We start from the raw sequence: 23,712 nt of genomic DNA on the forward strand, positions 1-23,712 counted from the left end.
CTCAGTGATAGGCCGCCAGGGCCGAGATGCGGGCGCGGAACACCCAGATCTGATAGGCGTTATAGGCCAGCATCACCGGAATGAAGCCGCCCATCGCCAAGGTGAAGGTGAACAGCGAGACCGCCGGGCTGGCGCCGTCATAGATCGTCCAGGTATTGGGGATCAGCCAGGGATAGATCGTCGCCATCATCGAGAGCGCCATCACCGCGATGCCGATATTCAGCCAGAGAATGGCGGCGATGTCGCGGTCCTGCCGTGCCGCAAGGCGCATCCGCCAGGCGGCGAAGACCACCACCAGCAGCACGACGATCCACATCCACATATGCGGCCCCAGCCATTTGCCGCGCGCCCAGGGGAAGAGGATGGCGCTTAAGCCCACGGTGATGGCGACCACGGCCAGCGCCAGCCAGAAGGCGGTGCTGGTCCAGCGCGCGGCCTGCTGGCGGATCGGCTCGTCCTTCTCAAACCGGGCGCGCACGAACAGCACGCCCGAGAGGGTGGTGGCGATGACGGCGGCCACACCGGTCCAGATGCTGAACGGGGTGAAGCAGCGCAGCGCCCCGCCGACATAGGCGCCGGGCGCGTTCGGGTCATGGGTGATCGGGAAGCCGTTCAGCACCGCCCCCACCGCCAGCCCGCCGAAGAAGGCGACGATGAGGCTGGAAACGCCGAAGGCGTAATCCGAGAAACGCTGCCAGCGCGCGGCGGCCAGATGCCGGAATTCCAGCGCCACCGCGCGGGTGATCATGCCCCAGAGCGCGATCATCAGCGGGATCATCAGATAGGAAAAGGCCGAGCCATAGACCAGCGGGAAAGTGCCGAACAAAACCCCGCCGGCCACCACCAGCCAGGTTTCATTGGCATCCCAGGTGCCGGCCATGGCGGACATGATGGCGCCGCGCTCATGCTCGGCGCGGACGAAGAGCGAGAAAATCCCCGCCCCCAGATCCGCGCCATCCAGCACGACATAGAGCAGCACGGCAACATCGAGCGCGATCCACCAGGCGAAGGTGACGAGGTCCTGAACTTGGGTGAACTCATTCATGATCGGATCTCCGCCTCAGACCGGGCGCACATAAGACGGCGCGGCATGCTTATCGTGCGGGGCGGGCTCCAGCGCGCCCAGATGCTGGTGGCCATCCTCGGCGACCGGGCTGGTGAGATCCGGCCCGGTGCGGATGATCTTCGCCAGGAAGTACCAGACGCTGCCCCACACCGCGAGCTCGAAGCCGAGATAGCCAACCATCCAGACGATCTCCTGGCCGATGCCCATCAGGCTCACCCCGTCCGCGGTGCGCATCATCCCGTACACCACCCAGGGCTGGCGGCAGATTTCGCGCACCCACCAGCCGCACCAGATGGAGATGTAAGGCAGGAAACCGGCGGCGATGACGGCGCGCAGGAACCAGCGCTGCCGCGCGATTTGGGCCGCGCCCAGCCTGCCCCGCAGCGCCAGATAGAGGCCCCAAAAGGCCAGCAGCACCAGCGCCGCACCTGCGCCGGCCATGACGCGGAAGGCGTAGAAGGGGATCAGCACCGGCGGGCGCTGGTCAGCCGGGAATTCATCCAGCCCCTGCACCTTGCCGTTCCAGCTATGATCCTCCAGCAGGCTCAGCACGTGCGGGATGGTGATCGCCCAGGCATTGCCGTCGCCGCGCGCATTCGGCCAGGCGATGACATGCCAGCCGGTATTCACCGAGCCGTCCGGATTATAGGTGTGGTAATGGCCTTCCATCGCGGCGAGGGCCGCCGGCTGGCCGTCCGCCACCACCCGGCCCAGACCATCGCCGAGATAGACCTGCAAGGGCGCGACGACGACCAGCGCCAGGATGGAGGCTTTCAGCGTCTTCTGAAACAGCGCCACATGGCGGAATTTCAGGCAGTACCAGGCGGAAATCGCCGCGACGAAGCCCAGCGCCAGCTCCACCGCCGCCAGCCACATATGCGGAAAGCCCAGCCATACATCCGGGTTGAGCAGCGCCTTGCCCCAATCCGTCACCTGGAACAGCCCGTTTTTCAGCTCGACGCCGGCCGGGGTCTGCATCCAGCTATTTGCATCCAGGATCCACATCGCCGAGAGGGTGGAGGAGAGGGCGACATTGAAGGTGGCGAAGAGATGCATCCTGCGGGAAATCTTGCCCCAGCCGAAGATCATCAGCCCGATGAAGCCGGCCTCATACATGAAGGCGGTGATCGTCTCATAGCCCAGCACCTGGCCGAAGAACGGCCCGGCGGCGGCGGAGAAGCGGCCATAGAGAATGCCGAAGGCCATTTCCATGGTGATGCCGGTGGCGACACCGGCGGCGAAATTCACGATGAACAGCTTCTCGAAGAAGCGCACCAGCCGGTACCAGGCCTCGTTCTGGCTGCGCACCCAATGCCATTCCGCCAGGAACAGCAGCGCCGCCAGCCCGATGGTCAAAGGCGGATACAGGATATGCATGGTGGTGATCCACGCGAAATCCAGCCGCGACAGAAGGACGGATAGAGGGCTATCCTGCATCGCACACACTCCAGTGTTATTTCTTACCCGGGCGGTTTTGGCCTCGGGATCGTTAACGCAAACTCAAATCAGTCCGGCTGCGCGTCGGTTTCGGCGGGCTGGCGGCGCAGGCCGCGGCCCAGCCCCGGCAGCTTGTTTTTCAACTCCAGCAGCCCGACCACCTTGCTGCCCAGCCGCAAGAGCTGCACCAGCTCCTTGGTGTTGAGCCGCTGCACCTCGTCCGCCCATTGCACCAGCAGCTCGATCAGATCGTGCATCTGCTGCAAACGCTGCTGGGCGTATTCATCGGCCTCGCTGCCCGGCTGGGTGACGATGAGGCCGCGCAGCACGCTCAGCGTCGGGTCGATCTCGCGCTTGCGCCTTTGCTCGGCCAAGGTGCGGACGATCTGCCAGATATCGTCCGGGGTGGAGAAATAATCCCGCCGGTCCCCGGGCAGATGCTGCAGCCGCACCAGCTCCCAGCTTTGCAGCTCCTTCAGGCTCATCGAGACATTGGAGCGCGAGACGCCCAGCGCCGCGACGATCTCGTCGGCGGAGAGCGGCGCCTGCGAGGCATAGAGCAGGGCATAGACCTGACCGACGGTGCGGTTGATCCCCCAGCGGCTGCCCATTTCGCCGAAATGCAGCACGAAATTCTCGACTAAAGGTGAAAGCGGCACTCTTCCGAACTTTCAGTAATTTTTGAAATTACTGGAACTTCAGGTGCCCCTCTGTCAAGCCGTTCCAGCCTGGCGCGTCCCGGCGGGGGCGCATCCCAGTCATGCCTTTCCGCTTGACCGCGCCGCCGCCGCGCCAGAGAAAAGCCCATGCAGGTTCCTCAGCGCGTCATCCGCCAGCGCCGCCAGTATAATCAATGGGTCGGCAACCAGACGCTGGAGGATTTCGCGCTGCGCTTCACCGCGACCCGGGCGCGGCGCGGCGCCTTTCAGGTGGCGAACACGGCGCTCGGCGCGGTCTCCTTCCTGGCCTGCGAGGCGATTGGCGGCTCCATCACCCTCACCTTCGGCTTCACCAACGCGATGGCGGCGATTGTCGCGGCGGGGCTGATCATGTTCCTGGTCGGGCTGCCGATCTGCGCGGCGGCGACGAAGCACGGCATCGATGTCGATCTGCTCACCCGCGGGGCGGGGTTTGGCTATATCGGCTCGACCATCACCTCGCTGATCTACGCCACCTTCACCTTCATATTATTCGCCATCGAGGCCAGCATCATGTCGGCGGCAATGGTGATGGTGCTGCATCTGCCGCTCTGGCTGGCGAACTGCATCAGCGCCCTGGCGGTGGTGCCGATTGCCGCCTTGGGCATCCGGGTCATCAGCCGCATGCAGCTGTTCAGCCAGCCGCTCTGGCTGGTGCTGCAATTCGGGCCGCTGCTCTATCTCGCCGCGCAGGGCCTGCCGGATATCGCGGCCTGGACGCAGTTTCCCGGCATCACCGGCAGTAACGGGCTGGCACTGCTGCCCTTCGGCATGGCCACCTCCATCCTGCTCTCGCTGCTGCCGCAGATTGGCGAGCAGGTGGATTATCTGCGCTTTCTGCCGGCCAAGCGCGGGGCGGGGGGCTGGGCGGCTTTGCTGCTCACCGGGCCGGGCTGGGTGCTCACCGGCTGCGCCAAGATCGCGGCGGGGTCGTTCCTGGCCTATCTCGCCATCGAGCGCGGGGTGGATTGGGAGCATGCGGCGCAGCCCGCCACCATGTTCCGCTTCGCCTTTCTGGAAGTGTTCCATAACCCGGCGCTGGCGGCGGGGCTGACGCTGGTTTTCGTCGTCACCTGCCAGATGAAGATCAACACCACCAACGCCTATGCCGGCTCCATCGCCTGGTCCAATTTCTTCTCCCGGCTCACCCATTCGCATCCGGGCCGGGTGGTGTGGGTGGTGTTCAACGTGGCGCTGGCGCTGCTGCTGATGCAGCTGGGCATCTACCGGGTGATTCAGAATATCCTCGGGCTGTATGCGAATTTCGCGGTGGGCTGGATGGGGGCGCTGGCGGCGGATCTGGTGATCAATAAGCGGCTGGGGCTGTCACCGCCGGGGATCGAGTTCAAGAGGGCTTATCTGTACGACATCAACCCGGTCGGTGTCGGCGCGATGGGGCTTTCGGTGCTGGTTTCCACGCTGATGAGCTTTGGCGTGTTCGGGCCGGTGGCGCGGGCGGTCGCACCCTTTGGCGGGCTGGTCGTCGCGTTCGTGGCCGCGCCGGCGATTGCCTGGGCGACCAGGGGGCGGTTCTATCTGGCGCGGCCGCCGGAGGATGTGGCCGCGCAAAGCTGCATCGTCTGCGAGGGGGTTTTCGACGGGCCGGACATGGCCGGCTGCCCGGCCTATGGCGGGCCGATCTGCTCGCTCTGCTGCACGCTGGAGGCGCGCTGCCATGATCTCTGCAAGCCGCAGGGAAGGCTGGCGCAGAGCCTAGAGCGCAGCCTGCCGGCAAAGCTGCGCGACTGGCTGGCGAAGCGGCTGGATGCGCGGATCTTGCCCTTCCTCGGGCTGCTGCTGCTGTTCACCGCCATCATCGCGGCGCTGCTGGGGGTGATCGGCTATGAGTTCGGGGTGCTGGAGCCCAATGCCAGTGCCGCCGTGCGCCAGACCTTGCTGGTGGCGTTCTATGCACTGTTCATCCTCGCCGCGCTGGCCGCCTGGCTGCTGGTGCTGGCGCGGGCCGGCAGCCGGGCGGCGGAGGCCGAGACCGGGCACCAGACCGCGATGCTGCTGGATGAGATCGCCGCGCATGAGCGCACCGATGCGGCGCTGCAGACCGCCAAGGCGGCGGCGGAATCCGCCAATACCGCCAAGAGCCGCTATATCGTCGGCGTGATTCACGAAATCCGGGCGCCGCTGAATGCGATTTTCGGCTATGCGCAGCTGCTGGAGGCCGGCGGCACGTTGCGGCCGGACGAGGCGATCCGCACCATCCGCCGCTCCGCCGCGCATCTCTCCAATCTGGTGGATGGGTTGCTGGATATTTCGCAGATCGAGAGCGGGGCGCTGCATCTGCATCGGGATTTGGTGGATTTCCCGGATTTCCTGGACCAGCTGGTGGATATGTTCCGGCTGCAGGCGCAGGCGAAAGGCATCGTGTTCAAGGATGAGCGCGCGCGCATGCTGCCGCGCCATGTGCATACGGATGAGAAGCGGCTGCGGCAGATTTTGATCAACCTGCTCTCCAACGCGATCAAATACACCCCCAAGGGCGAGGTGCGGCTCAATGTGCAGCGGCGCGGGCTGGTGACGGAATTCACCATCGCCGATACTGGCAATGGCATCCGGCCGGAGGATCTGGCGAAGATTTTCGAACCGTTCGAGCGCGGCCATCTGCCCGCCTCCAACGCGTTGCCCGGCACCGGGCTGGGGCTGACCATCTCCAAGCTGCTGACGGAGATATTGGGCGGGGAGATTGCGGTGGAGAGCACGCCGGGCCAGGGCAGCGCCTTCAAGGTGCGGCTGCTGCTCTCCGAGGCGCAAGGGGCGGAGGCGGTGGCGCCGCCGCGGCGGATGACCGCCTATGCCGGGCCGCGGCGGAAGATCCTGATCGCCGATGACGATGCGGACCATGTGCGGCTGGTGAGTGACGTGCTGCTGCCGCTGGGCTTCGTCGTGCTCTCGGTGGCGGATGGGCCCGCCTGTTTGGCGCTGGCGCAGGATGCGGCACCCGATCTGATCATTCTCGATATTTCAATGCCCTTCATGTCCGGGCTGGAGGTGGCGGGGGCGTTGCGGGCGCGGGGGGAGAGGGCGCGGATTTTGATGGTCTCGGGCAATCTGCATGATGCGACCCGCCCTGGTGAGGCGGATTATGATGCGTTCCTGGCCAAGCCGATCGATATCCGCGCGCTGCTGGAGAAGATCGGCACGCTGCTGGGGCTGGACTGGGTGTATGAGGCGCCCGCCCCCGCGCCGCAGGCCGCGTTGGCGCGCCCGGATGAGGATGTGGTGGAGGAGCTGCGCCAGCTCGCCCGCATCGGCTATGCGCGGGGGCTGGAGGCAAGGTTGAAGACGCTGGAGGCGCAGGATGCGGCGCTGGCGCCGTTCTGCGCCGAGCTGCTCGGCTGGCTGCGCGGCTTCGAGCTGAAACGCATCCTGGCCTATCTGGATGAGACGCCATGAGCGCGCGCCGTGATCTGGTGCTGGTGGTGGATGACACGCCGGAGACGCTGGGGCTGCTGACCGAGGCGCTGGAAACGGCCGGGCTGACCGCGTTGGTGGCGACCAGCGGCGAGGCGGCGCTGGAGACGCTGCTGCATGTGACGCCGGACCTCATTCTGCTGGATGCGATGATGCCGGGGCTGGACGGGTTCGAGACCTGCAAGGCGCTGAAGGCGCTGCCGGCGCTGAGCCCGATTCCGGTGATCTTCATGACCGGGCTTTCGGATACCGCGCATGTGGTGCGCGGGCTGGAGGCGGGCGGGGTGGATTATGTCACCAAGCCGATTGTCATCGATGAGATGCTGGCGCGCATACGGGTGCATCTGGGCAATGCCAGGGCGGCCTTGCGGACCAGGGCGGTTTTGGATGCGGCGGGCGGGTTTCTGCTGGCGGCGGATGAGGCGGGGGCCCTGCTCTGGTGCACGCCGCAGGCCGAGCAGCGTTTGGCTGACGCGCTGCCGGATTTCACCGCCGCCGGCTTTCGTCTGCCGGCCGGGCTGGAGATGCAGGCGGGATCGCGCACGCTGCATTTTGCCCTGGTGGGGCGCACCGGACCGGCGGAGTTGCTCTATCGCCTGACCGAGAGCGGGGGCGGGCAGGAGGAGGCGTTTCTGCAAAGCCAGTTCGGCTTGAGCGCGCGCGAGGCGGAGGTGCTGCTGTGGGTGGCCCGGGGTAAGCCGAACAAGGATGTCTCGGATATTCTCGGCATTTCGCCGCGCACGGTGAACAAGCATCTGGAGCAGGTTTTCACCAAGCTGGGGGTGGAGAACCGCGCCTCGGCGGCGGCCCTGGCGGTGGGAGCGCTTGCGCGGCGGGGATAAAAACCCTTTGAAAAATTATAAAAGTTTTTTGGTGCCGCTTTTTTACAAAAAAGCGGCGAAGACGTTTGGGCGTGTGCAAGGGCGATGCCCCCACCCCGCCCACTACGTCAAATGGCCCATGGCGCGCGGCGGTGCAGCAAACCCATAGTCCCCCATCACGAACGCGGGCTTGCCGCCAACAAGTGGGAGACTTTGATGAAGATGAAAAAACTGGGCCTTACCGCCGCCCTTCTCGCCAGCACGGCTTTGGGCCTTGCCGCCCCCGCCCATGCCGACGGCACCGTGAAGGTGGGTGTGTTGCAATCCCTCTCCGGCACCATGGCGATTTCCGAAGTGCCGCTGGAAAATGCCGAGCTGCTGGCGATCGACCAGATCAACGCCAAGGGCGGCGTGCTGGGCAAGAAGATCGTGCCGGTGGTGGAAGATGGCGCCTCCGACCCCGCGATTTTCGCGCAGAAAGCGACCAAGCTGCTGCAGCAGGACAAGGTGGTGACGGTGTTCGGCGGCTGGACCTCCGCCTCGCGCAAGGCGATGCTGCCGGTGTTCCAGCGCCTGCACGGGCTGCTCTGGTATCCGGTGCAGTTCGAGGGCAATGAATGCTCCCCGAACATCATGTATTCCGGCGCGCAGCCGAACCAGCAGGCGCTCCCGGCTTTGGAATGGGCCGAGAAGCAGGGCTACAAGAAGATCTTCCTGGTCGGCTCCGATTATGTGTATCCGCGCACCGCGAATTTGATCCTGAAGAAGCATATCGCGCATGACGGGCTGACCCTCTCGGGCGAGGAATATGTGCCGCTCGGCGGGACGGATTTCTCCTCGATCATCGCGGAGATTCAGAAGGCCAAGCCGGACATCATCATCAATACGCTGAACGGCGATTCCAACGTGTCGTTCTTCAAGCAGATGGCCGCCGCCGGCATGACCCCGGACAAGCTGCCGGTGATGAGCTTCTCCATCGCCGAGCCGGAAGCCAAGGCGATGGGCCCGAGCCTGCTCGCCGGCTCCTATACCAGCTGGAACTATTTCCAGAGCCTGCCGGGCCAGACCAATGCCGATTTCGTCGCCGCCTATAAGGCGAAATATGGCGCTGACTCCGTCGTCGATGACCCGATGGTGCATGGCTATGAGGATGTGATGATCTGGGCCGACGCCGCCAAGAAGGCCGGCAGCTTCGATCCGAAGAAGGTGCGTAACGAGGCGGTGAAGCTCGGCTTCGTCGACAGCCCGCTGGGCCAGGTGAAGTTCGATGCCAACCAGTCCATGGTGCAGACCGGCTATATCGGCGAGCTGCAGCCGGATGGTCAGTTCAAGGTGATCTGGTCCTCGCCGGCGCCGATCAAGCCGGTGCCGTATGACCCGCTGACCTTCCCCGGCAAGAGCTGCGGCCTGCACAGCAACTTCTAAAGCCTGTGACGCGGCCCTGAACAAGGGCCGCGCTTCGTTCTCTCAGTCAGGAGGCCTCCATGCATGAAAGCGCGTTTCTGATCGGCCAGGTGTTCAACGGCATTTCGGTGGCCTCGCTGTTCGTCATGGCGGCCTTGGGTCTGGCTCTTTCCTTTGGCCTGATGCGGGTCATCAATATGGCGCATGGCGAGATGCTGATGCTGGGCGGGTATCTCGCCTATCTCACATTGTTGGTCGTGCCCGGCCCGCTCGGCATTCTCGTCGCCATGCCGGTGGCGTTTCTGGGGGCGGCGTTTCTCGGCGGCATCCTGGAACTCACCGTCATTCACCGCCTCTCGACCCGGCCGCTGGATACGCTGCTGGCGACCTGGGGCGTTTCGCTGATTCTGCAGCAGGCGGCGCGCAATCTGTTCGGCGCCATCGGCGTGCAGGTGGTCGCACCCACCTGGCTCGACCATACGATTTCCTTTTCCACCGGCATCCTCTCCGGGCTGACCCTGCCGGACACGCGGTTGTTCATCCTGCTGGTGGCGGCGCTCATCCTTGGCGGCGTGGCGCTGCTGATCAACAAGACCCGGCTTGGGCTTTATGTGCGCGCCGTCAACCAGGACCGCCCGACCGCCGCCGCCCTGGGCGTGAATGCGCGGCTGGTGGACCTGACCGTGTTCGCGCTGGGCACCGGTGTCGCCGGGCTCGCGGGCGTGATCCTGGCGCTGCTGGGGCCGGTGACGCCGACTGTTGGCCAGAGCTATATCGTGCCGGCCTTCCTCGTCGTCATTCTCGGCGGGCTGGGCTCGCTGGTGGGCACCACCATCGCCTCGCTGATGGTCGGGCTGTTTACCGCGCTGATCGAGATCTATGTCGATGTCAGCGTCGCCCAGGTGCTGCTGCTGGTCTTCGTCATCCTGTTCATCCAAATCCGTCCGCAAGGTGTCATCGCCGTGCGCTCGCGCGCGCTGGAGGGCTGATATGAAACCCGCACTTCCCATCACGCTTTTGGTCCTGGTTCTGGGCGCCGCCGCGCCCTGGCTCATCTCCGCCTACGAGCTTTCCTTGCTCGGCCGGTTTCTGGCGTTTTCGCTGGTGGCGCTCGGCATCATGCTGACCTGGGGCGAGGGGGGAATTCTCTCGCTCGGCCAGGGTGTGTTTTTCGGCCTGGGCGGCTACGCGCTGGCGATGCATCTGAAGCTCGAAGGGCTGGACATCGCCAATGGCGACATGCCGGATTTCATGACCTGGAGCGGGGTTTCCGCGCTGCCGACTTTGTGGCGCTTTTTCGTGAACCCGTGGCTCTCTCTGGTTTACGTGGTGCTGGTGCCGGGTTTGTTTGCCGCCTTCTTCGGCTGGCTGGTGTTTCGCCGGCGCATTGGCGGGGTGTATTTCGCGCTGATTACCCAGGCGCTGGCTTTGGCCTTCGCGACGCTGCTGGTCAGCCAGCAGGCGCTCACCGGCGGCTTCAACGGGCTGACCAATTTCTCCACCTTCGCCGGCTATGACATCACCAGCCAGGGCGCGGCGCGGGTGATTTATCTGATCACCTTCATGCTGGTGGTGGCTGCCTATTTCGCCTTGCGCTGGCTGCTGGCGACGCGCTTTGGCACCATGCTGCGCGCCACCCGCGATGGCGAAAACCGCATCCGCTTCCTGGGACATAACCCGCTGCCCTACAAGGTTGTCGCCTTCACCATCGCCGGCAGCCTCTCCGGCATTGGCGGGGCGCTGTTCACGCTGCATGCGGGGGTGATCTCCCCGGCTTTGGTGGGCGTGGTGCCCTCCATCGAGATGGTGGTGTGGGTGGCGGTTGGCGGGCGCGGCGTGTTGTGGGGGGCGATTGCCGGCACGCTGCTGGTGAATTTCGCCAAGGATGAGATCAGCTCGGCGCTGCCCTCGCTCTGGCTCTATGCGCTGGGCGCGTTGTTCGTGCTGGTGGTGAGCTTCCTGCCCGGCGGCATTGCCGGGATGTTCAGCAATCCGCGCCTACCCCCCCGCCTATTGCGCCGCCGCCAGGAGGTTGTGGAATGAGCCCTCTGCTCGCCCTCGAAAACGTCACCGTCGATTTCGACGGGTTCAAGGCGCTCACCGATGTGTCGCTGACGCTGGAGGCGAACGCGCTGCGCATCCTCATCGGCCCGAATGGCGCCGGAAAATCGACTTTGTGCGACACCATCATCGGCCGGGTGCGGCCGACGGCGGGGCGGATTCTGTTCAAGGGCGAGGCGATTACCGCGCTACCGGAGCAGGAGATCGTCAAGCGCGGCATCTGCCGGAAATTCCAGACGCCGGGGATTCTGCCGAGCCTTTCGGTGATGGAAAATCTGCTGGTCAGTGGCCGCAAGAACCGCGCCTGGTGGCGCGCCTTCACCACCGCCACCCCGGCGCAGGAGATGGCACGGGCCGAGGAGATTCTGGAGACGATCGGGTTGCAGGACCGGCGCGACGTGCCCGCCGCCAGCCTCGCCCATGGCGAGAAGCAATGGCTGGAAATCGGCATGGTGGTGGCGACGGACGCGGATTTGCTGCTCCTGGACGAGCCGACCGCCGGTATGGGCCCGCAGGATACGCAGCGCACCGCCGAGCTGATCCTCTCGCTGATCGGCCGGCATGCGGTGCTGGTGATCGACCATGATATGAGCTTCGTGGAGGCGCTGAACGGTTTTACCACGGTGCTGCATCAGGGGCAGATTTTGAAGGAAGGCAGTGTCGCGGAAATCCGCGCGGATGCGGCGGTGGAAGCGGTGTATCTGGGGAGGGCCAAAGATGAAGTTGCTTGAATTGCAGGCCGCTTGCGCGGCTTATGGCCAGAGCCAGGTACTGTGGAGCATCGATATGGAGGTGGAGCAAGGGGCGGCGGTGGCGCTCATCGGCCGCAATGGCGTGGGCAAGACCACGCTGCTGAATGCCATTGCCGGGGTGCAGAAGCTTACAGGCGGGCATTTGAAGTTTGGCGGGGAGGATCTGACCGCGACACCGGCGCATGGGCGCGCGCGGGCGGGGATCGGCTTCGTGCCGCAGGGGCGGCATGTGTTTCCGCATTTGACCGTGATGGAGAATCTCACCGTCGGGCTGGCGGCGTTGGCGGGGCGCAAGGCGGTGAAGGAGTCAGGCATTGCCAGCCATATTTTCGATCTGTTCCCGAAGCTGACACAGATTAAGAACCGTAAGGCGGGGCTGCTGTCAGGCGGGGAGCAGCAACAGTTGGCGATTGGCCGCGCACTCGCCGGGCAGCCGCGTCTGTTGCTGCTGGATGAGCCGACGGAAGGGATTCAGCCGAATGTGGTGCAGCAGATTGAGGCGGCTTTGCGGCGGATTCGCACCGAGTTGGGGGTGACGATTTTGATTGTCGAGCAATATCTTGATTTCGCCTGGTCGTTTGCCGAGGCGTATCATGTGATGCAGCGCGGGCGGATTATTCGTTCGGGCAGCACGGCGATGGAGTCCGCGAGCGAGATTTCGCATCTGGTGAATATATAAAAGTTTTTTGGCGGAGGCGGCCAAGGTTCCGCTGCTGCGCAGCAGCGGTGGAAAGCCGCCGGAGGGGCCGCTTTTTTCAAAAAAGCGGCGAAAAACGGTGGGGCGTGTGCAACTTCGGTGCCAACACCCCAGACATTCTTGGGGACTTTTTGAAAAAAGTCCCCACACCCCCAAAAACTTTTATTAATTTAGCCAGAAATTTCCAGCGCCACCCCGGTTTCCTTCAGCATCGTGGTGATCGCTTCCGGCGGCGGCGCGTCCGTGTACAGCGCCGAAATCTGCGATAAATGCCCGATCCGCACCATCGCCGGGCGGCCGAATTTGGAATGGTCGGCAAGCAGAAATACCCGCCTGGAATTGCGGATGATCGCCTGGGTGCACATCACCTCATCCAGATCGTAATCGAACATGCCGCCCTCCTTGTCGATGCCCGAGACCCCGATAATCCCGATATCGGCGCGGAACTGCTCGAACATCTGCACCGCAAGCTGGCCGGTAATCGCCCCATCCCGGTTGCGCACCTTGCCGCCCGCCATCACAATCGAACAATCCTGATTTTCACTGAGGATTTTCGCAACGTTGATGTTGTTGGTGATCACCCGCAGATTGCGATGCGCCAACAGCGCCCGCGCCGCCTGCTCCGTCGTGGTGCCGATATTGATGAACAAGGACGCGCCCTGCGGCACATCCCGCGCCACCGCGCTGGCGATGCTCTGCTTGCGCGCGAGATTGATCACCTGCCGGCGCTCATACTCCATATTCTCGATGGAAGAGGGCAAGCCCGCCCCGCCGCGATAGCGCGACAGCCGGCCCTCCGCGTCCAGCGTGTTCACATCGCGGCGGATGGTCTGCACCGTCACCCCGAAATGCTGAGCCAGCGCCTCGATGGTTTGGAATCCCCGCTTCGCCACCAGCTCGACGATCTCGCTTTGCCGGTCTTCATTGCCTTGTTTCTCGGACAGTGCACCACTCCTTGCTGGCCCCATATTAGGCCGGTTTCCCGGCCTCCGCCAGCGCCACCGGGCGGGCGGCATGTTGGCGGGCGAACCGTGATTTATGCTGCATGTGCGAAATCGAACTTAATTTTCGATTTAAATTTTCGATTGCGAACATCGAAAATTCGGTTTAAACGCATATCCGGTGGCTCAGGCCAAGGAAACCCAAGGAAGGTACTGTTTTGGACCAGGCTGGTATCGTGGATCTGTTGATCGTGGGCGGGGGCGTGAATGGCGCCGCCATCGCGCGGGACGCGGCCGGGCGCGGGCTCTCCGTGCGGCTGCTGGAGCAGCATGATCTGGCCCAGCACACCTCCTCGGCCAGCACCAAGCTGATCCATGGTGGCTTGCGCTACCTCGAATATTACGAATTCCGCCTGGTGCGCGAGGCGCTGATGGAGCGCGAGCGGCTGCTCAACATCGCCCCGCATATCATCTGGCCGCTGGAATTCGTGCTCCCGCATGAGGCGCATCTGCGCCCGGCCTGGATGATTCGCGCCGGGCTGTTTCTGTATGACCATCTGGCCAAGCGCCGCACGCTGCCCTCCTCCAAGGCGGTTTCGTTTGCGAAGCACCAGGCCGGGCAGGTGCTGAAGGGTGAGTATCGCCGCGGTTTCACCTACGCGGATTGCTGGGTGCAGGATTCCCGGCTGGTGGTGCTCAACGCCATGGATGCGGCCGAGCGCGGGGCGGTGATCACCACACGCTGCAAGCTGCTCTCGGCACGGGTTGAGAACGGGGTGTGGCAGGCACAGACCGAGGCCGGGCCGATTGCCGCCCGCGCCATGATCAACGCCGCCGGCCCCTGGGTGGCGGAGGTGCTGAACAGCAAGCTCGGCCGCAACACCGCCGCCAGCGTGCGGCTGATCAAAGGCAGCCATATCGTCACCAAACGGCTTTATGAGGGCGACGAGGCCTTCATTCTGCAGAACCCCGACGGGCGCATCGTCTTCGTTGTCCCCTACGAAAACGAGTTCTCGCTGATCGGCACCACCGATGTGCCGTTCGAGGCGGATGCCAACAAGGTTGAGATTTCGGCTGAGGAAACCAGCTATCTTTGCGAATGCGTCAGCCGCTATTTCCGCAAGCCGATCACGCCGGCGGATGTGGTCTGGTCCTATGCCGGGGTGCGCCCGCTCTTTGACGATAAATCCGAGAATGCCAGCGCGGTGACACGCGATTATGTGCTGGATCTGCAGCACGATGCCAGCACCCCGCCTTTGCTCTCGGTGTTTGGCGGCAAGATCACCACCTCGCGCAAGCTGGCTGAGCACGCGCTGGAGAAATTGCTGCCGGCGATGGGCCGCAAGGTGGGCCCCTCCTGGACCGGCAAGGCGCCGCTGCCAGGCGGCGATTTCGAGGATTTCGACGCCTATCTGGCGCAGTTCCGCCAGCGCTTCCCGGCGCTGCCGGCGGCCCTGGCGCACCGGCTGGTGCGCAATTACGGCAGCCGCGCCGAGCGCTTCGCGGGGGCGGATATTGGTGAGGATTTTGGCGGCGGCATCAGCGCGGCGGAGATCGCCTACCTGGCCACGCAGGAATGGGCGCGAACGGCGGAGGATATTCTCTGGCGCCGCTCGCGTTTGGGGTTGCATGTGCCAGAGGGCACGGCAGCGCGTATCGATGACTATCTGAGCCGGATGCAACGCGCCGGCTGAAGGACTGCGATTTCAAATGACAACGAGGAAACGGCAACACATGACAAAATATGTCGGCGCCATCGATCAGGGCACAACCAGTTCGCGCTTCATCGTGTTCGACAAGGCGGGCAATATCGTCTCGGTCGCGCAGAAGGAGCATAAGCAGATCTATCCCAAGCCCGGCTGGGTCGAGCATGACCCGCTGGAGATTCTGCACAACACCAATGAGGTGATCGGCGCGGCGCTGGCGCGGGCCGATCTCTCGGCCAGCGATCTCGTCTCCGTCGGCATCACCAACCAGCGTGAAACCACGCTGATCTGGGACAAGGCCACCGGCAAGCCGCTTCATAACGCGCTGGTCTGGCAGGATACGCGGGTCGATCAACTCTGCGCCGAATATGCGAAAAACGGTGGCCAGGACAGGTTCCGCGCCAAGACCGGGCTGCCGCTGGCGAGCTATTTCTCCGGGCTGAAGCTGCGCTGGCTGCTGGAGAATGTGGAGGGCGCGCGCGCCAAGGCGGAAGCCGGCGAGGCGCTGTTCGGCACCATCGATAGCTGGCTCGCCTGGAACCTCACCGGCGGCGCGAAGGGCGGGGTGCATATCACCGATGTCACCAATGCCAGCCGCACCCAGCTGATGAACCTCGCCAGCTGCGACTGGGACGAGGACATGCTGAATGAATTCAAAATTCCGCGCGCCTGCCTGCCGAAAATCCTGCCCTCCTCGACCGTGTATGGCGAGATCACCACGCCGACTTTGCGCGGCGCCAAGCTCGCCGGCATTCTGGGCGACCAGCAGGCGGCGCTCGTCGGCCAGACCTGCTTCTCGCCCGGCGAGGCCAAGAACACCTACGGCACTGGCTGCTTCATGCTGATGAACACCGGCACCGAGCCGGTGCAATCCAAGGCCGGGCTGCTGACCACTCTGGCCTACCAGTTTGACGGCGAGAAGCCGCGCTACGCGCTGGAAGGCGCCATCGCCATCACCGGCGCGCTGGTGCAGTGGCTGCGCGACAATATGAAGCTGTTCGATGTCGCCCCTCAGATCGAGCCGCTGGCGAAATCCGTCGAGGATAACGGCGATGTTTACATCGTGCCGGCCTTCTCCGGACTTTATGCGCCCTACTGGAAAGAGAGCGCGCGCGGCGTGATTGCCGGGCTGACGCGCTTTGCCACCCGCGCGCATCTGGCCCGTGCCGCGCTGGAATCCACCGCCTACCAGACCCGCGACGTGGTCGAGGCGATGGAGACCGATAGCGGCATCAAGCTCTCTAGCCTGAAGACCGATGGCGGCATGGTCGCCAACGAGCTCTTGATGCAGTTCCAGGCCGATATTCTCGACGTGCCGGTGATCCGCCCGAAAGTGACGGAGACGACGGCGCTGGGCGCGGCCTACGCGGCCGGGCTGGCGACGGGCTATTGGAGCAATGTCGAGGATCTGCGCGCCAACTGGCAGGTGGACAAGCAATGGACCCCGGCTTTGGCCGCCGATAAGCGCGCGCATTACTACAAATCCTGGAAGAAGGCGGTTCAGCGCTCGTTCGACTGGGTGGACTGAGCAGACCGACGCGCCCCCGGCCGCGTGCTTTTGCCGGGGATCTCTCGAAGCAATAATCAATCAGGGAACATCAAGATGGGTTCGGTCTTTTGGGGCGAGCTGCTTGGCACCGCCACACTCATTCTCCTGGGCAACGGCGTTGTCGCCTGCGTCCTTCTCAATAAATCCAAAGGCCAGAATGGCGGCTGGATCGTGATTACCGCCGGTTGGGCATTCGCGGTGATGTGCGGCGTGTTCGTCGCCGCCGCCACCGGCAGCCCGGCCGCCTACCTCAACCCCGCCGTCGCGGTGGGGCTGGCGGTGGATCATGGCGGGTGGGCGAAGCTGCCCATGGCCATCGCCGGGGATTTCGTCGGCGCGTTCATCGGCGCATCGCTGGTCTGGCTGCATTTCCTGCCGCATTGGCGTGAGACCGAGGATAAGGGGCTGAAGCTCGCCTGCTTCTGCACCGGCCCGGCCATTCGCAACATCGCCGCCAATATGATCAGCGAGATCATCGGCACCTTTGTGCTGGTGTTCGTCGTCGGCGCGATTTTCTCCAAGACGGCCTCGCCTAACGGCGTTGCCGGCGGGCTGGGGCCCTATCTGGTCGGCTGCCTGGTCTGGGGCATCGGCCTGTCGCTCGGCGGGACCACCGGCTACGCCATCAACCCGGCGCGTGACCTGGGGCCGCGCATTGCCCATGCGGTGCTGCCCATCGCCGGCAAGGGGGATGCGGATTGGAGCTATGCGGCAATCCCGGTGGTCGGCCCGCTGATCGGCGCGGCGCTGGCGGGGATGGCGATGTCGGCCTTCGGCATCTGAACCTTATGTGATCCAGCGCGAGGGCGCGGGCGTATAAAGCCCATGCAGTCCTGGCGCCCGTTTCAACGCCCGGCCCTCGTGCCGGGCGTTTTTTTGTCAGCCAGCCGGCGCGTGCGGGCGTGAGGCGCCGCGTGCTGCTGCTGGCCGGATCGGCGCTGGGGCTGGCGGGGGGCGTGGGCTTTGCCGCTTATTCGCCGGTGACGGTGCTGAACGCCTTCGCCCCCGGCGCGTTCACGGTAAAGCGCAACCTTGCCTACCGCCCCGGGCCGCGCGGCCGGATGGATCTCTATCTGCCCCGCCAGGCGCAGGGCGCGCCGCTGGTGGTTTTCTTTTATGGCGGCAGCTGGCAGGAGGGGGACAAGGCGATGTACCGCTTCGTCGGCGCAGCGCTGGCCGCCCGCGGCTGCATGGTGGCGATTCCGGATTACCGGCTTTACCCGCAGGTGCGCTTTCCGGAATTTCTGGAGGATTGCGCCGCCGCCATCGATTTTGCCCGCCGCCTCGCCCCGTCCGCGCCGCTGGTGCTGATGGGCCATTCCGCCGGGGCCTATAACGCCGCCATGCTGGCCCTGGATGCGCAATTTCTGGCGCCGCACGGGCTGGTGCCGAACCGTGACCTCGCCGGCTGGCTGGGCCTCGCCGGGCCGTATGATTTCCTGCCGATCACCGACCCCGCCTTGCAGCGCATGTTCGGCTCCCGGGCGCAATGGCCGCGTACCCAGCCGATCAATTTCGTCACCCCAGGCGCGCCGCCTGCATTCCTCGCCGCCGGGCTGGCGGACCACACCGTGGATCCCGGCAATAGCGAGAGGCTGGCGGCGAAGCTGCGCGCGCATGGCGATGCGGTGGAGCTGGCTTTGTATCCGGGGCTGGACCATCGCAAACTCGTCGGCGCGCTCTCGCCATATCTGACCTTCCTGGCGCCGGTTCTGAGGGATTGCATCGCGTTCATTAACAAAGTCGCGCCCTCGACCCGTTGAATGTTCACTGTTCTGTTATGGGACAGTGTGAGCTTTCAGGACGCTAAATTCAATTTGCTTTGCTGGACGGCGCGCGTGTGGTTTGAATAACTCAGCCAGTTTCCGGCCTTGGCATGCTCCTTGCTGGAACCTGGATACGTCCAAACGCGGCTTAACCGCGCACAACAAAGCGAGGAACCATACAATGCTCGACGCAGCCATCGCGCCTCTGTCGGGAAGCGCCCTTTCCGGGTTTTCCTTCAAGCCGCGCTACGACAATTTCATCAACGGCAAGTTCACGGCGCCGCTCTCCGGCCAGTATTTCGATAATGTCTCGCCGATCACCGGCCAGGTCTTCACCCAGGCCGCGCGCTCGAATGAGGCGGACATCAATCTGGCGCTGGATGCCGCCCATGCCGCCGCTGACGCCTGGGGCAAGCGCGCCCCCGCCGAGCGCGCTCTGGCGCTGCTGAAGATCGCCGACCGGATGGAGGAAAATCTCGATCTGCTCGCTTATGTCGAGACCGTCGATAACGGCAAGCCGATCCGCGAGACCACCGCGGCTGACGTGCCGCTGGCGATCGACCATATGCGCTATTTCGCCTCCTGTGTGCGCGCCCAGGAAGGCGCGCTCTCCGAGGTGGATGAGACCACCATCGCCTATCATTTCCATGAGCCGCTGGGCGTGGTCGGGCAGATCATCCCCTGGAATTTCCCGCTGCTGATGGCGGTGTGGAAGCTGGCCCCGGCTTTGGCCGCTGGCAATTGCGTGGTGTTGAAGCCGGCCGAGCAGACCCCGATTTCGATCATGGTGCTGATGGAAATCATTGGCGATCTGCTGCCGCCGGGCGTCATCAATGTCGTCAACGGCTTCGGGCTGGAAGCTGGCAAGCCGCTGGCCTCCTCCAACCGCATCGCCAAGATCGCCTTCACCGGCGAGACGACGACGGGGCGGCTGATCATGCAATATGCCAGCCATAACCTGATTCCGGTGACGCTGGAGCTGGGCGGCAAGTCCCCCAACATCTTCTTCTCCGACGTGATGGCCGAGGATGACGATTTCCTCGACAAGGCGATCGAAGGCCTGGTGCTGTTCGCGCTGAACCAGGGTGAGGTCTGCACCTGCCCGTCGCGCGCCTTCATCCAGGAGAGCATTTTCGATAAATTCATGGAGCGCGCGCTCAAGCGCGTCGCCGCGATCAAGCAGGGCAGCCCGCTGGATCCCTCCACCATGATCGGCGCGCAGGCTTCCTCCGAGCAGATGCAGAAGATCATGTCCTATATCGATATCGGCCAGCAGGAAGGGGCGAAGATGCTGATCGGCGGCGGCAAGGCCGATCTCGGCGGCGCCCTCTCCAACGGCTTCTACATCAACCCGACCGTGTTCCACGGCCATAACAAGATGCGCATCTTCCAGGAGGAAATCTTCGGGCCGGTGCTCTCCGTCACCACCTTCAAGACCGAGGAAGAGGTGCTGCACGCCGCCAATGATACGCTCTATGGCCTGGGTGCCGGCGTGTGGTCGCGCGATGGCAACCGCGCCTATCGCATGGGCCGCGGCATCAAGGCCGGGCGTGTCTGGACGAATTGCTACCATCTCTATCCGGCGCATGCCGCGTTCGGTGGGTACAAGCAGTCCGGCATCGGCCGTGAAACCCATAAGATGATGCTGGATCATTATCAGCAGACCAAGAATCTGCTGGTCAGCTACAGCCCGAAGCCGCTGGGCTTCTTCTGAGGGAATAGCGATATGGATCAGCTCCCGGCACGCGTTCTGGCAACCGAAGCGGCGGTGGAGCTGATCCAGAAACTGCAGGCGAAACATGGCGCTGTCATGTTCCATCAATCCGGCGGCTGCTGCGATGGCTCGACACCGATGTGCTATCCGGTCGGCGATTATCTGGTGGCGCCGGACGATGTGAAGCTGGGTGAAATCGGCGGGGCGGAATTTTTCATGAGCGCCTCGCAGTTTGAATATTGGAAATTCACCCAGCTGATCATCGACGTTGTCTCCGGCATGGGTGGCATGTTCTCGCTGGAGAATGGGACGGGATTGCGCTTCCTTACTCGCTCGCGTGTGTTCGAGGATGCGGAGCTCGCCGCTCTCGAGGCGGCCGTCTAAAGCCAAGCGACAAGCAAAAACAAGATCCGCGCCAGCAGCTGGCGGGCGCGGCGGGGAGGGCGCTTGCCTGAACCGTAACGAAGTCAGCACCAACATCAAGCCCGGTCCGGGGCAAAAATGGTTCAAGAATAGAGGGGAAACAGGATGAGCGTTTCGAAATATTCACGTCTGGCGCAGCGTTTGCTGACCGGGGTCAGCTTCACGCTGGCGGCAGGGCTGCTGGCCGCGCCGATGGCGCGCGCCGACCAGGCCGCCTACCAGCCGGTGACCAGCGACATGCTGGCCAACGCCGCCAGCAATGATGGCTGGCTGATGTTCAATCATGACTATACCGGGCAGAATTTTTCTCAGCTCAAGCAGATCGACACCAAGAACGCCGGCAAGCTGACCGAGGCCTGGACCTCCGACAAGATCGATATTCCCGATGCGTTCGAAGGCTCGCCGGTGATCAATGGCGATTATATGTTCGTCACCACCGCCAAGGACCATGTCATCGCCTATAACGCGACGACCGGCCAGAAGCTCTGGGAATATGACTACCAGCTGCCCACCGCCGCCTTCAAGACGCTGTGCTGCGACACCAATAACCGTGGCGTCGCGCTGTCTGGCGACATGGTGATTTTCGGCACGCTGGATAATCACGTGGTGGCGCTGGATGCCGCTACCGGCGCGGTGAAGTGGAATGTCACGCTGAAGGAGCCGGGCACCGGCTACTCCATCACCGAGGCGCCGCTGATCGTGAATGGCAAGGTCATTATCGGCACTGGCGGCGGCGAGTATGGCGCGCGCGGGCGGATCGTGGCGCTGGATGTCAATACCGGCAACGAGCTGTGGAAATTCTACACCACCCCGTCCGAGGACGAGCCGGGCGGCAAGACCTGGCCCGCCGGCGCCTACAAGACCGGTGGCGGCTCGCCCTGGATGACCGGCACCTACGATCCCGCGACCGACACGCTGTTCTGGGGCGTTGGCAATCCGGGCCCGTGGCTGGCGACGATGCGCCCCGGCGATAATCTCTACACCGACTCCCTGGTGGCGCTGGACCCGAACACCGGCAAGCTGAAATGGTACTACCAGTTCACCCCGAACGACACCTGGGATTATGACGGCGTCAACACCCCGGTGCTGACCGACCTGACCTATAAGGGCAAGCAGTACCAGGCGGTGATCCAGCCGAACCGTAACGGCTATCTCTACGCGCTGGACCGCACCACCGGCAAGTTCATCTATGCCGTACCCTTCGTGCACGATACCTCCGTCACCGGCATCAAGAATGGTGTGACCCAGACCAGCCAGGCGCTGCGCCCGGCCCTGGGCAAGACCATCACCACCTGCCCCTCCTTCCTGGGCGGCAAGAACTGGTGGCCGATCGCGGTGGACCCGATGAACCACACCGCCTACATCACCACGCTGCATGCCTGCATGAGCATGACCGGCGTGCCGGTGACCTACGCCGCCGGGCTGCCCTTCCTGGGTGAGACCTTCAAGATGCTGCCGGATCCGAAGGACCCGAATCTCGGCTCCTTCCAGGCGATCAACCTGAACACCGGCAAGCAGATGTGGCAGCACGAGACCAAGCAGGTCTGGGATGCGGGCGCGCTGAGCACCGCTGGCGGCGTTGTCTTCTCCGGCACCGTCGATGGCAAGCTGCACGCCTTCGATGCCAAGACCGGCAAGGATCTCTGGACCAGCCCGGCCATGGGCACCGCCATCCTCGCCGACCCTGTCGCCTATAGCGTCAACGGCACCGAATATGTCGCGGTGTGGGCGAGCTATGGCGGCGTCTGGCCGCTCTGGGGCGGCGCCCTCGCCGAGCCGCTGAAGAACACCCCGCGCTTTGGTCAGCTGCATGTCTATAAAATTGGCTCCTGAAGGTAACCTGACCCGGCCGCGCAAGCGGTCGGGACTTTTTGCCTCCGGTGCAATGCTGCTCGCGGCGGCATTGCTTTGCCCCGGCCTCGCCCACGCGGGCAGCATCACATTCTGCGTGGACAAGGCCAACCCGATGCTGCCGACCGACATGGCGGTGGCGCGGGCCGCGGCGCAAAAGGCGGGAGAGGTTGCGGTCTTCATCGAACGTGATTCGCTGAAATCCGAGACCGGCGGCGATGACGATGCCGGCCATGGCGAAAACATGAAAGCCATCAAGGCGCTGGTGCATAATTGCGACCTGGTGATGGGCTTTCCGCTTGAAGATGGCGGCGGCAATGTCCCCGCCGGTCTGGCGGCCTCGCGCCCTTATGCGCGCACCGGCTTTGTCGCCGTCGCGCAGGGGGATGTCTCCGGCGGCTTCAAGGGCTTGCTGCATAAAGGCACGATCGGGGTGCTGAACATGTCGCCGGCGGAGACCTATTTCACCACCGCGACGATGGCGCATGAGCATGTCTATTACACCAACGATCAGCTGCTCGGCGCCGTGCTGAACGGCGAGGTGAACACCGCGCTGATCTGGCGGCCCTGGCTGAACCAGCAGCTGGCCGCGCATCCGCAAAGTCTGCATGTCGCGGAATTGAACATGCCCTACGCAAACTGGAACGTTGTTGCTCTGTATCCGCAATCGGCGCAGAATAAACCAGAGGTCAGGGCGTTCAATAAGGCGATCGAAGCGCTTGCTGCATCGCGACAGCTAGGGGCTTTGGTCAAACCCTATGACGTCCCGGCTCACGGCGTCTCAGGCATGGAAGAGTGAGAAGAGTATGAAAAATATGAAGATTGCGGTCCTCGGTTTGGCCTTGTCCCTGGGCGCGGTGGCGGCGCAGGCGGCAACCCCGCCGGCGATCTATACCGATGCGCAGGCCACCGCCGGCGCCGATGCCTATGCGCAGAATTGCGCCATGTGTCACGGCGCGAAGATGGAAGGCGGCGCCGGCCCGGCCCTGGTTGGCCAGGCCTTCGCCTCCGCCAGCAACAACTATACCGTCGGCGCACTCTTCACCGAGATGGCCCAGCAGATGCCCGCCGGCCAGCCGGGCAGCCTGACCCATACCCAGTATGAGGACATCTTCGCTTATATCCTGAAGACCAACGGCTACCCTGCCGGCAGCACCGCCCTTAATTACGATAAGGCGATGGGCGACAGCACGCCGCTGGTCTCTCAGGTGAAATAACACCCGGCAAGGGTGAATGAAATTTGCAAGCGGTTTGCAAATAAGGGCGCGATGTCGCGCCGGATCATAACCAAGGAGGAATGGACAATGTGGCGTAAACCGACCGTGAAGCAGATTTGTATCGGCGCTGAGATCAACTCTTACGTCTCCGCGACCCGCAAGTAAGTGAGGCAACCGATCCAG

At 63.9% G+C, this 23,712-nt stretch carries 21 protein-coding genes; 17 read left to right on the top strand and 4 right to left on the bottom strand.

Annotated elements, in window-relative coordinates:
- Nucleotide 1: 1 nt before the first annotated feature.
- From T331_RS0103045 to T331_RS0103055, 3 genes are all read right to left on the bottom strand, one after another.
- The gene (locus T331_RS0103045; RefSeq protein WP_026438986.1) at nt 2-1,045 is read right to left on the bottom strand and encodes a cytochrome d ubiquinol oxidase subunit II; all 1,044 of its coding nucleotides are present in this window, start codon (nt 1,043-1,045) and stop codon (nt 2-4) included.
- Between the two features lie 15 nt (nt 1,046-1,060).
- Complete coding sequence (locus T331_RS0103050) at nt 1,061-2,503, bottom strand: cytochrome ubiquinol oxidase subunit I (protein ID WP_026438987.1); 1,443 nt, start codon at nt 2,501-2,503, stop codon at nt 1,061-1,063.
- Nucleotides 2,504-2,571: 68 nt separating this feature from the next.
- A complete protein-coding gene (locus T331_RS0103055; RefSeq protein WP_035179003.1) occupies nt 2,572-3,162 on the bottom strand; it encodes a GbsR/MarR family transcriptional regulator in 591 nt (196 codons plus the stop codon).
- 147 nt (nt 3,163-3,309) lie between these two features.
- Between T331_RS0103055 and T331_RS0103060 the strand changes: the two genes are divergently transcribed.
- The 7 genes from T331_RS0103060 to urtE all read left to right on the top strand — a co-directional run bounded on the left by T331_RS0103060 (nt 3,310) and on the right by urtE (nt 12,344).
- Nucleotides 3,310-6,609: a hybrid sensor histidine kinase/response regulator gene (locus T331_RS0103060; RefSeq protein WP_026438988.1), complete on the top strand. Its 3,300-nt coding sequence runs from the start codon at nt 3,310-3,312 to the stop codon at nt 6,607-6,609.
- On the top strand, nt 6,606-7,469 hold the full coding sequence (locus T331_RS0103065) for a response regulator transcription factor (RefSeq protein ID WP_026438989.1): 864 nt from the start codon (nt 6,606-6,608) through the stop codon (nt 7,467-7,469). Before T331_RS0103060 ends, T331_RS0103065 begins: the two co-directional genes overlap by 4 nt.
- Nucleotides 7,470-7,664: 195 nt before the next feature.
- On the top strand, nt 7,665-8,873 hold the full coding sequence (gene urtA / locus T331_RS0103070; protein ID WP_155992584.1) for an urea ABC transporter substrate-binding protein: 1,209 nt from the start codon (nt 7,665-7,667) through the stop codon (nt 8,871-8,873).
- Nucleotides 8,874-8,932: 59 nt separating this feature from the next.
- Nucleotides 8,933-9,841 carry an urea ABC transporter permease subunit UrtB gene (gene urtB, locus T331_RS0103075; protein ID WP_008494839.1) on the top strand — a complete coding sequence of 303 codons (909 nt, stop codon included), beginning with the start codon at nt 8,933-8,935 and terminating at the stop codon, nt 9,839-9,841.
- Between the two features lies 1 nt (nt 9,842).
- Nucleotides 9,843-10,895: an urea ABC transporter permease subunit UrtC gene (gene urtC / locus T331_RS17135; RefSeq protein WP_035179006.1), complete on the top strand. Its 1,053-nt coding sequence runs from the start codon at nt 9,843-9,845 to the stop codon at nt 10,893-10,895.
- The gene (gene urtD / locus T331_RS0103085) at nt 10,892-11,644 is read left to right on the top strand and encodes an urea ABC transporter ATP-binding protein UrtD (RefSeq protein ID WP_008494842.1); all 753 of its coding nucleotides are present in this window, start codon (nt 10,892-10,894) and stop codon (nt 11,642-11,644) included. The genes urtC and urtD overlap by 4 nt, the downstream gene beginning before the upstream one ends.
- Complete coding sequence (gene urtE / locus T331_RS0103090; protein WP_035179007.1) at nt 11,631-12,344, top strand: urea ABC transporter ATP-binding subunit UrtE; 714 nt, start codon at nt 11,631-11,633, stop codon at nt 12,342-12,344. Before urtD ends, urtE begins: the two co-directional genes overlap by 14 nt.
- Before the next feature lie 188 nt (nt 12,345-12,532).
- Here the strand turns inward: urtE and T331_RS0103095 are convergent, their stop codons facing one another.
- Complete coding sequence (locus tag T331_RS0103095; protein WP_008494844.1) at nt 12,533-13,330, bottom strand: DeoR/GlpR family DNA-binding transcription regulator; 798 nt, start codon at nt 13,328-13,330, stop codon at nt 12,533-12,535.
- 191 nt (nt 13,331-13,521) lie between these two features.
- Between T331_RS0103095 and glpD the strand changes: the two genes are divergently transcribed.
- The 10 genes from glpD (at nt 13,522) to pqqA (ending at nt 23,694) form a co-directional block, all read left to right on the top strand.
- Entirely contained in the window at nt 13,522-14,997 is a 1,476-nt protein-coding gene (glpD, locus tag T331_RS0103105) for a glycerol-3-phosphate dehydrogenase (protein ID WP_026438993.1), read from the top strand.
- 40 nt (nt 14,998-15,037) lie between these two features.
- Complete coding sequence (glpK, locus tag T331_RS0103110) at nt 15,038-16,537, top strand: glycerol kinase GlpK (protein ID WP_008494847.1); 1,500 nt, start codon at nt 15,038-15,040, stop codon at nt 16,535-16,537.
- A 75-nt stretch (nt 16,538-16,612) separates the two neighbouring features.
- Complete coding sequence (locus T331_RS0103115) at nt 16,613-17,341, top strand: MIP/aquaporin family protein (RefSeq protein ID WP_008494848.1); 729 nt, start codon at nt 16,613-16,615, stop codon at nt 17,339-17,341.
- A gap of 119 nt (nt 17,342-17,460) precedes the next feature.
- Entirely contained in the window at nt 17,461-18,321 is an 861-nt protein-coding gene (locus tag T331_RS0103120; RefSeq protein WP_211248667.1) for an alpha/beta hydrolase, read from the top strand.
- A 184-nt stretch (nt 18,322-18,505) separates the two neighbouring features.
- On the top strand, nt 18,506-20,038 hold the full coding sequence (adh, locus tag T331_RS0103125) for an aldehyde dehydrogenase (protein ID WP_051622066.1): 1,533 nt from the start codon (nt 18,506-18,508) through the stop codon (nt 20,036-20,038).
- A 12-nt stretch (nt 20,039-20,050) separates the two neighbouring features.
- Nucleotides 20,051-20,422 (top strand): DUF779 domain-containing protein, encoded by a 372-nt coding sequence (locus T331_RS0103130; protein WP_008494851.1) that lies wholly within the window; start codon nt 20,051-20,053, stop codon nt 20,420-20,422.
- A 144-nt stretch (nt 20,423-20,566) separates the two neighbouring features.
- Nucleotides 20,567-22,294: a PQQ-dependent dehydrogenase, methanol/ethanol family gene (locus T331_RS0103135; RefSeq protein ID WP_026438996.1), complete on the top strand. Its 1,728-nt coding sequence runs from the start codon at nt 20,567-20,569 to the stop codon at nt 22,292-22,294.
- Nucleotides 22,295-22,346: 52 nt separating this feature from the next.
- Entirely contained in the window at nt 22,347-23,111 is a 765-nt protein-coding gene (locus tag T331_RS19000) for a transporter substrate-binding domain-containing protein (protein WP_008494854.1), read from the top strand.
- Between the two features lie 16 nt (nt 23,112-23,127).
- Nucleotides 23,128-23,529 (top strand): c-type cytochrome, encoded by a 402-nt coding sequence (locus tag T331_RS0103145; RefSeq protein ID WP_234730365.1) that lies wholly within the window; start codon nt 23,128-23,130, stop codon nt 23,527-23,529.
- Between the two features lie 87 nt (nt 23,530-23,616).
- On the top strand, nt 23,617-23,694 hold the full coding sequence (gene pqqA / locus T331_RS20595; protein WP_008494857.1) for a pyrroloquinoline quinone precursor peptide PqqA: 78 nt from the start codon (nt 23,617-23,619) through the stop codon (nt 23,692-23,694).
- Nucleotides 23,695-23,712: the final 18 nt, after the last annotated feature.

Source organism: Acidocella facilis ATCC 35904 (assembly GCF_000687875.1).
Taxonomy (GTDB): Bacteria; Pseudomonadota; Alphaproteobacteria; order Acetobacterales; family Acetobacteraceae; genus Acidocella; species Acidocella facilis.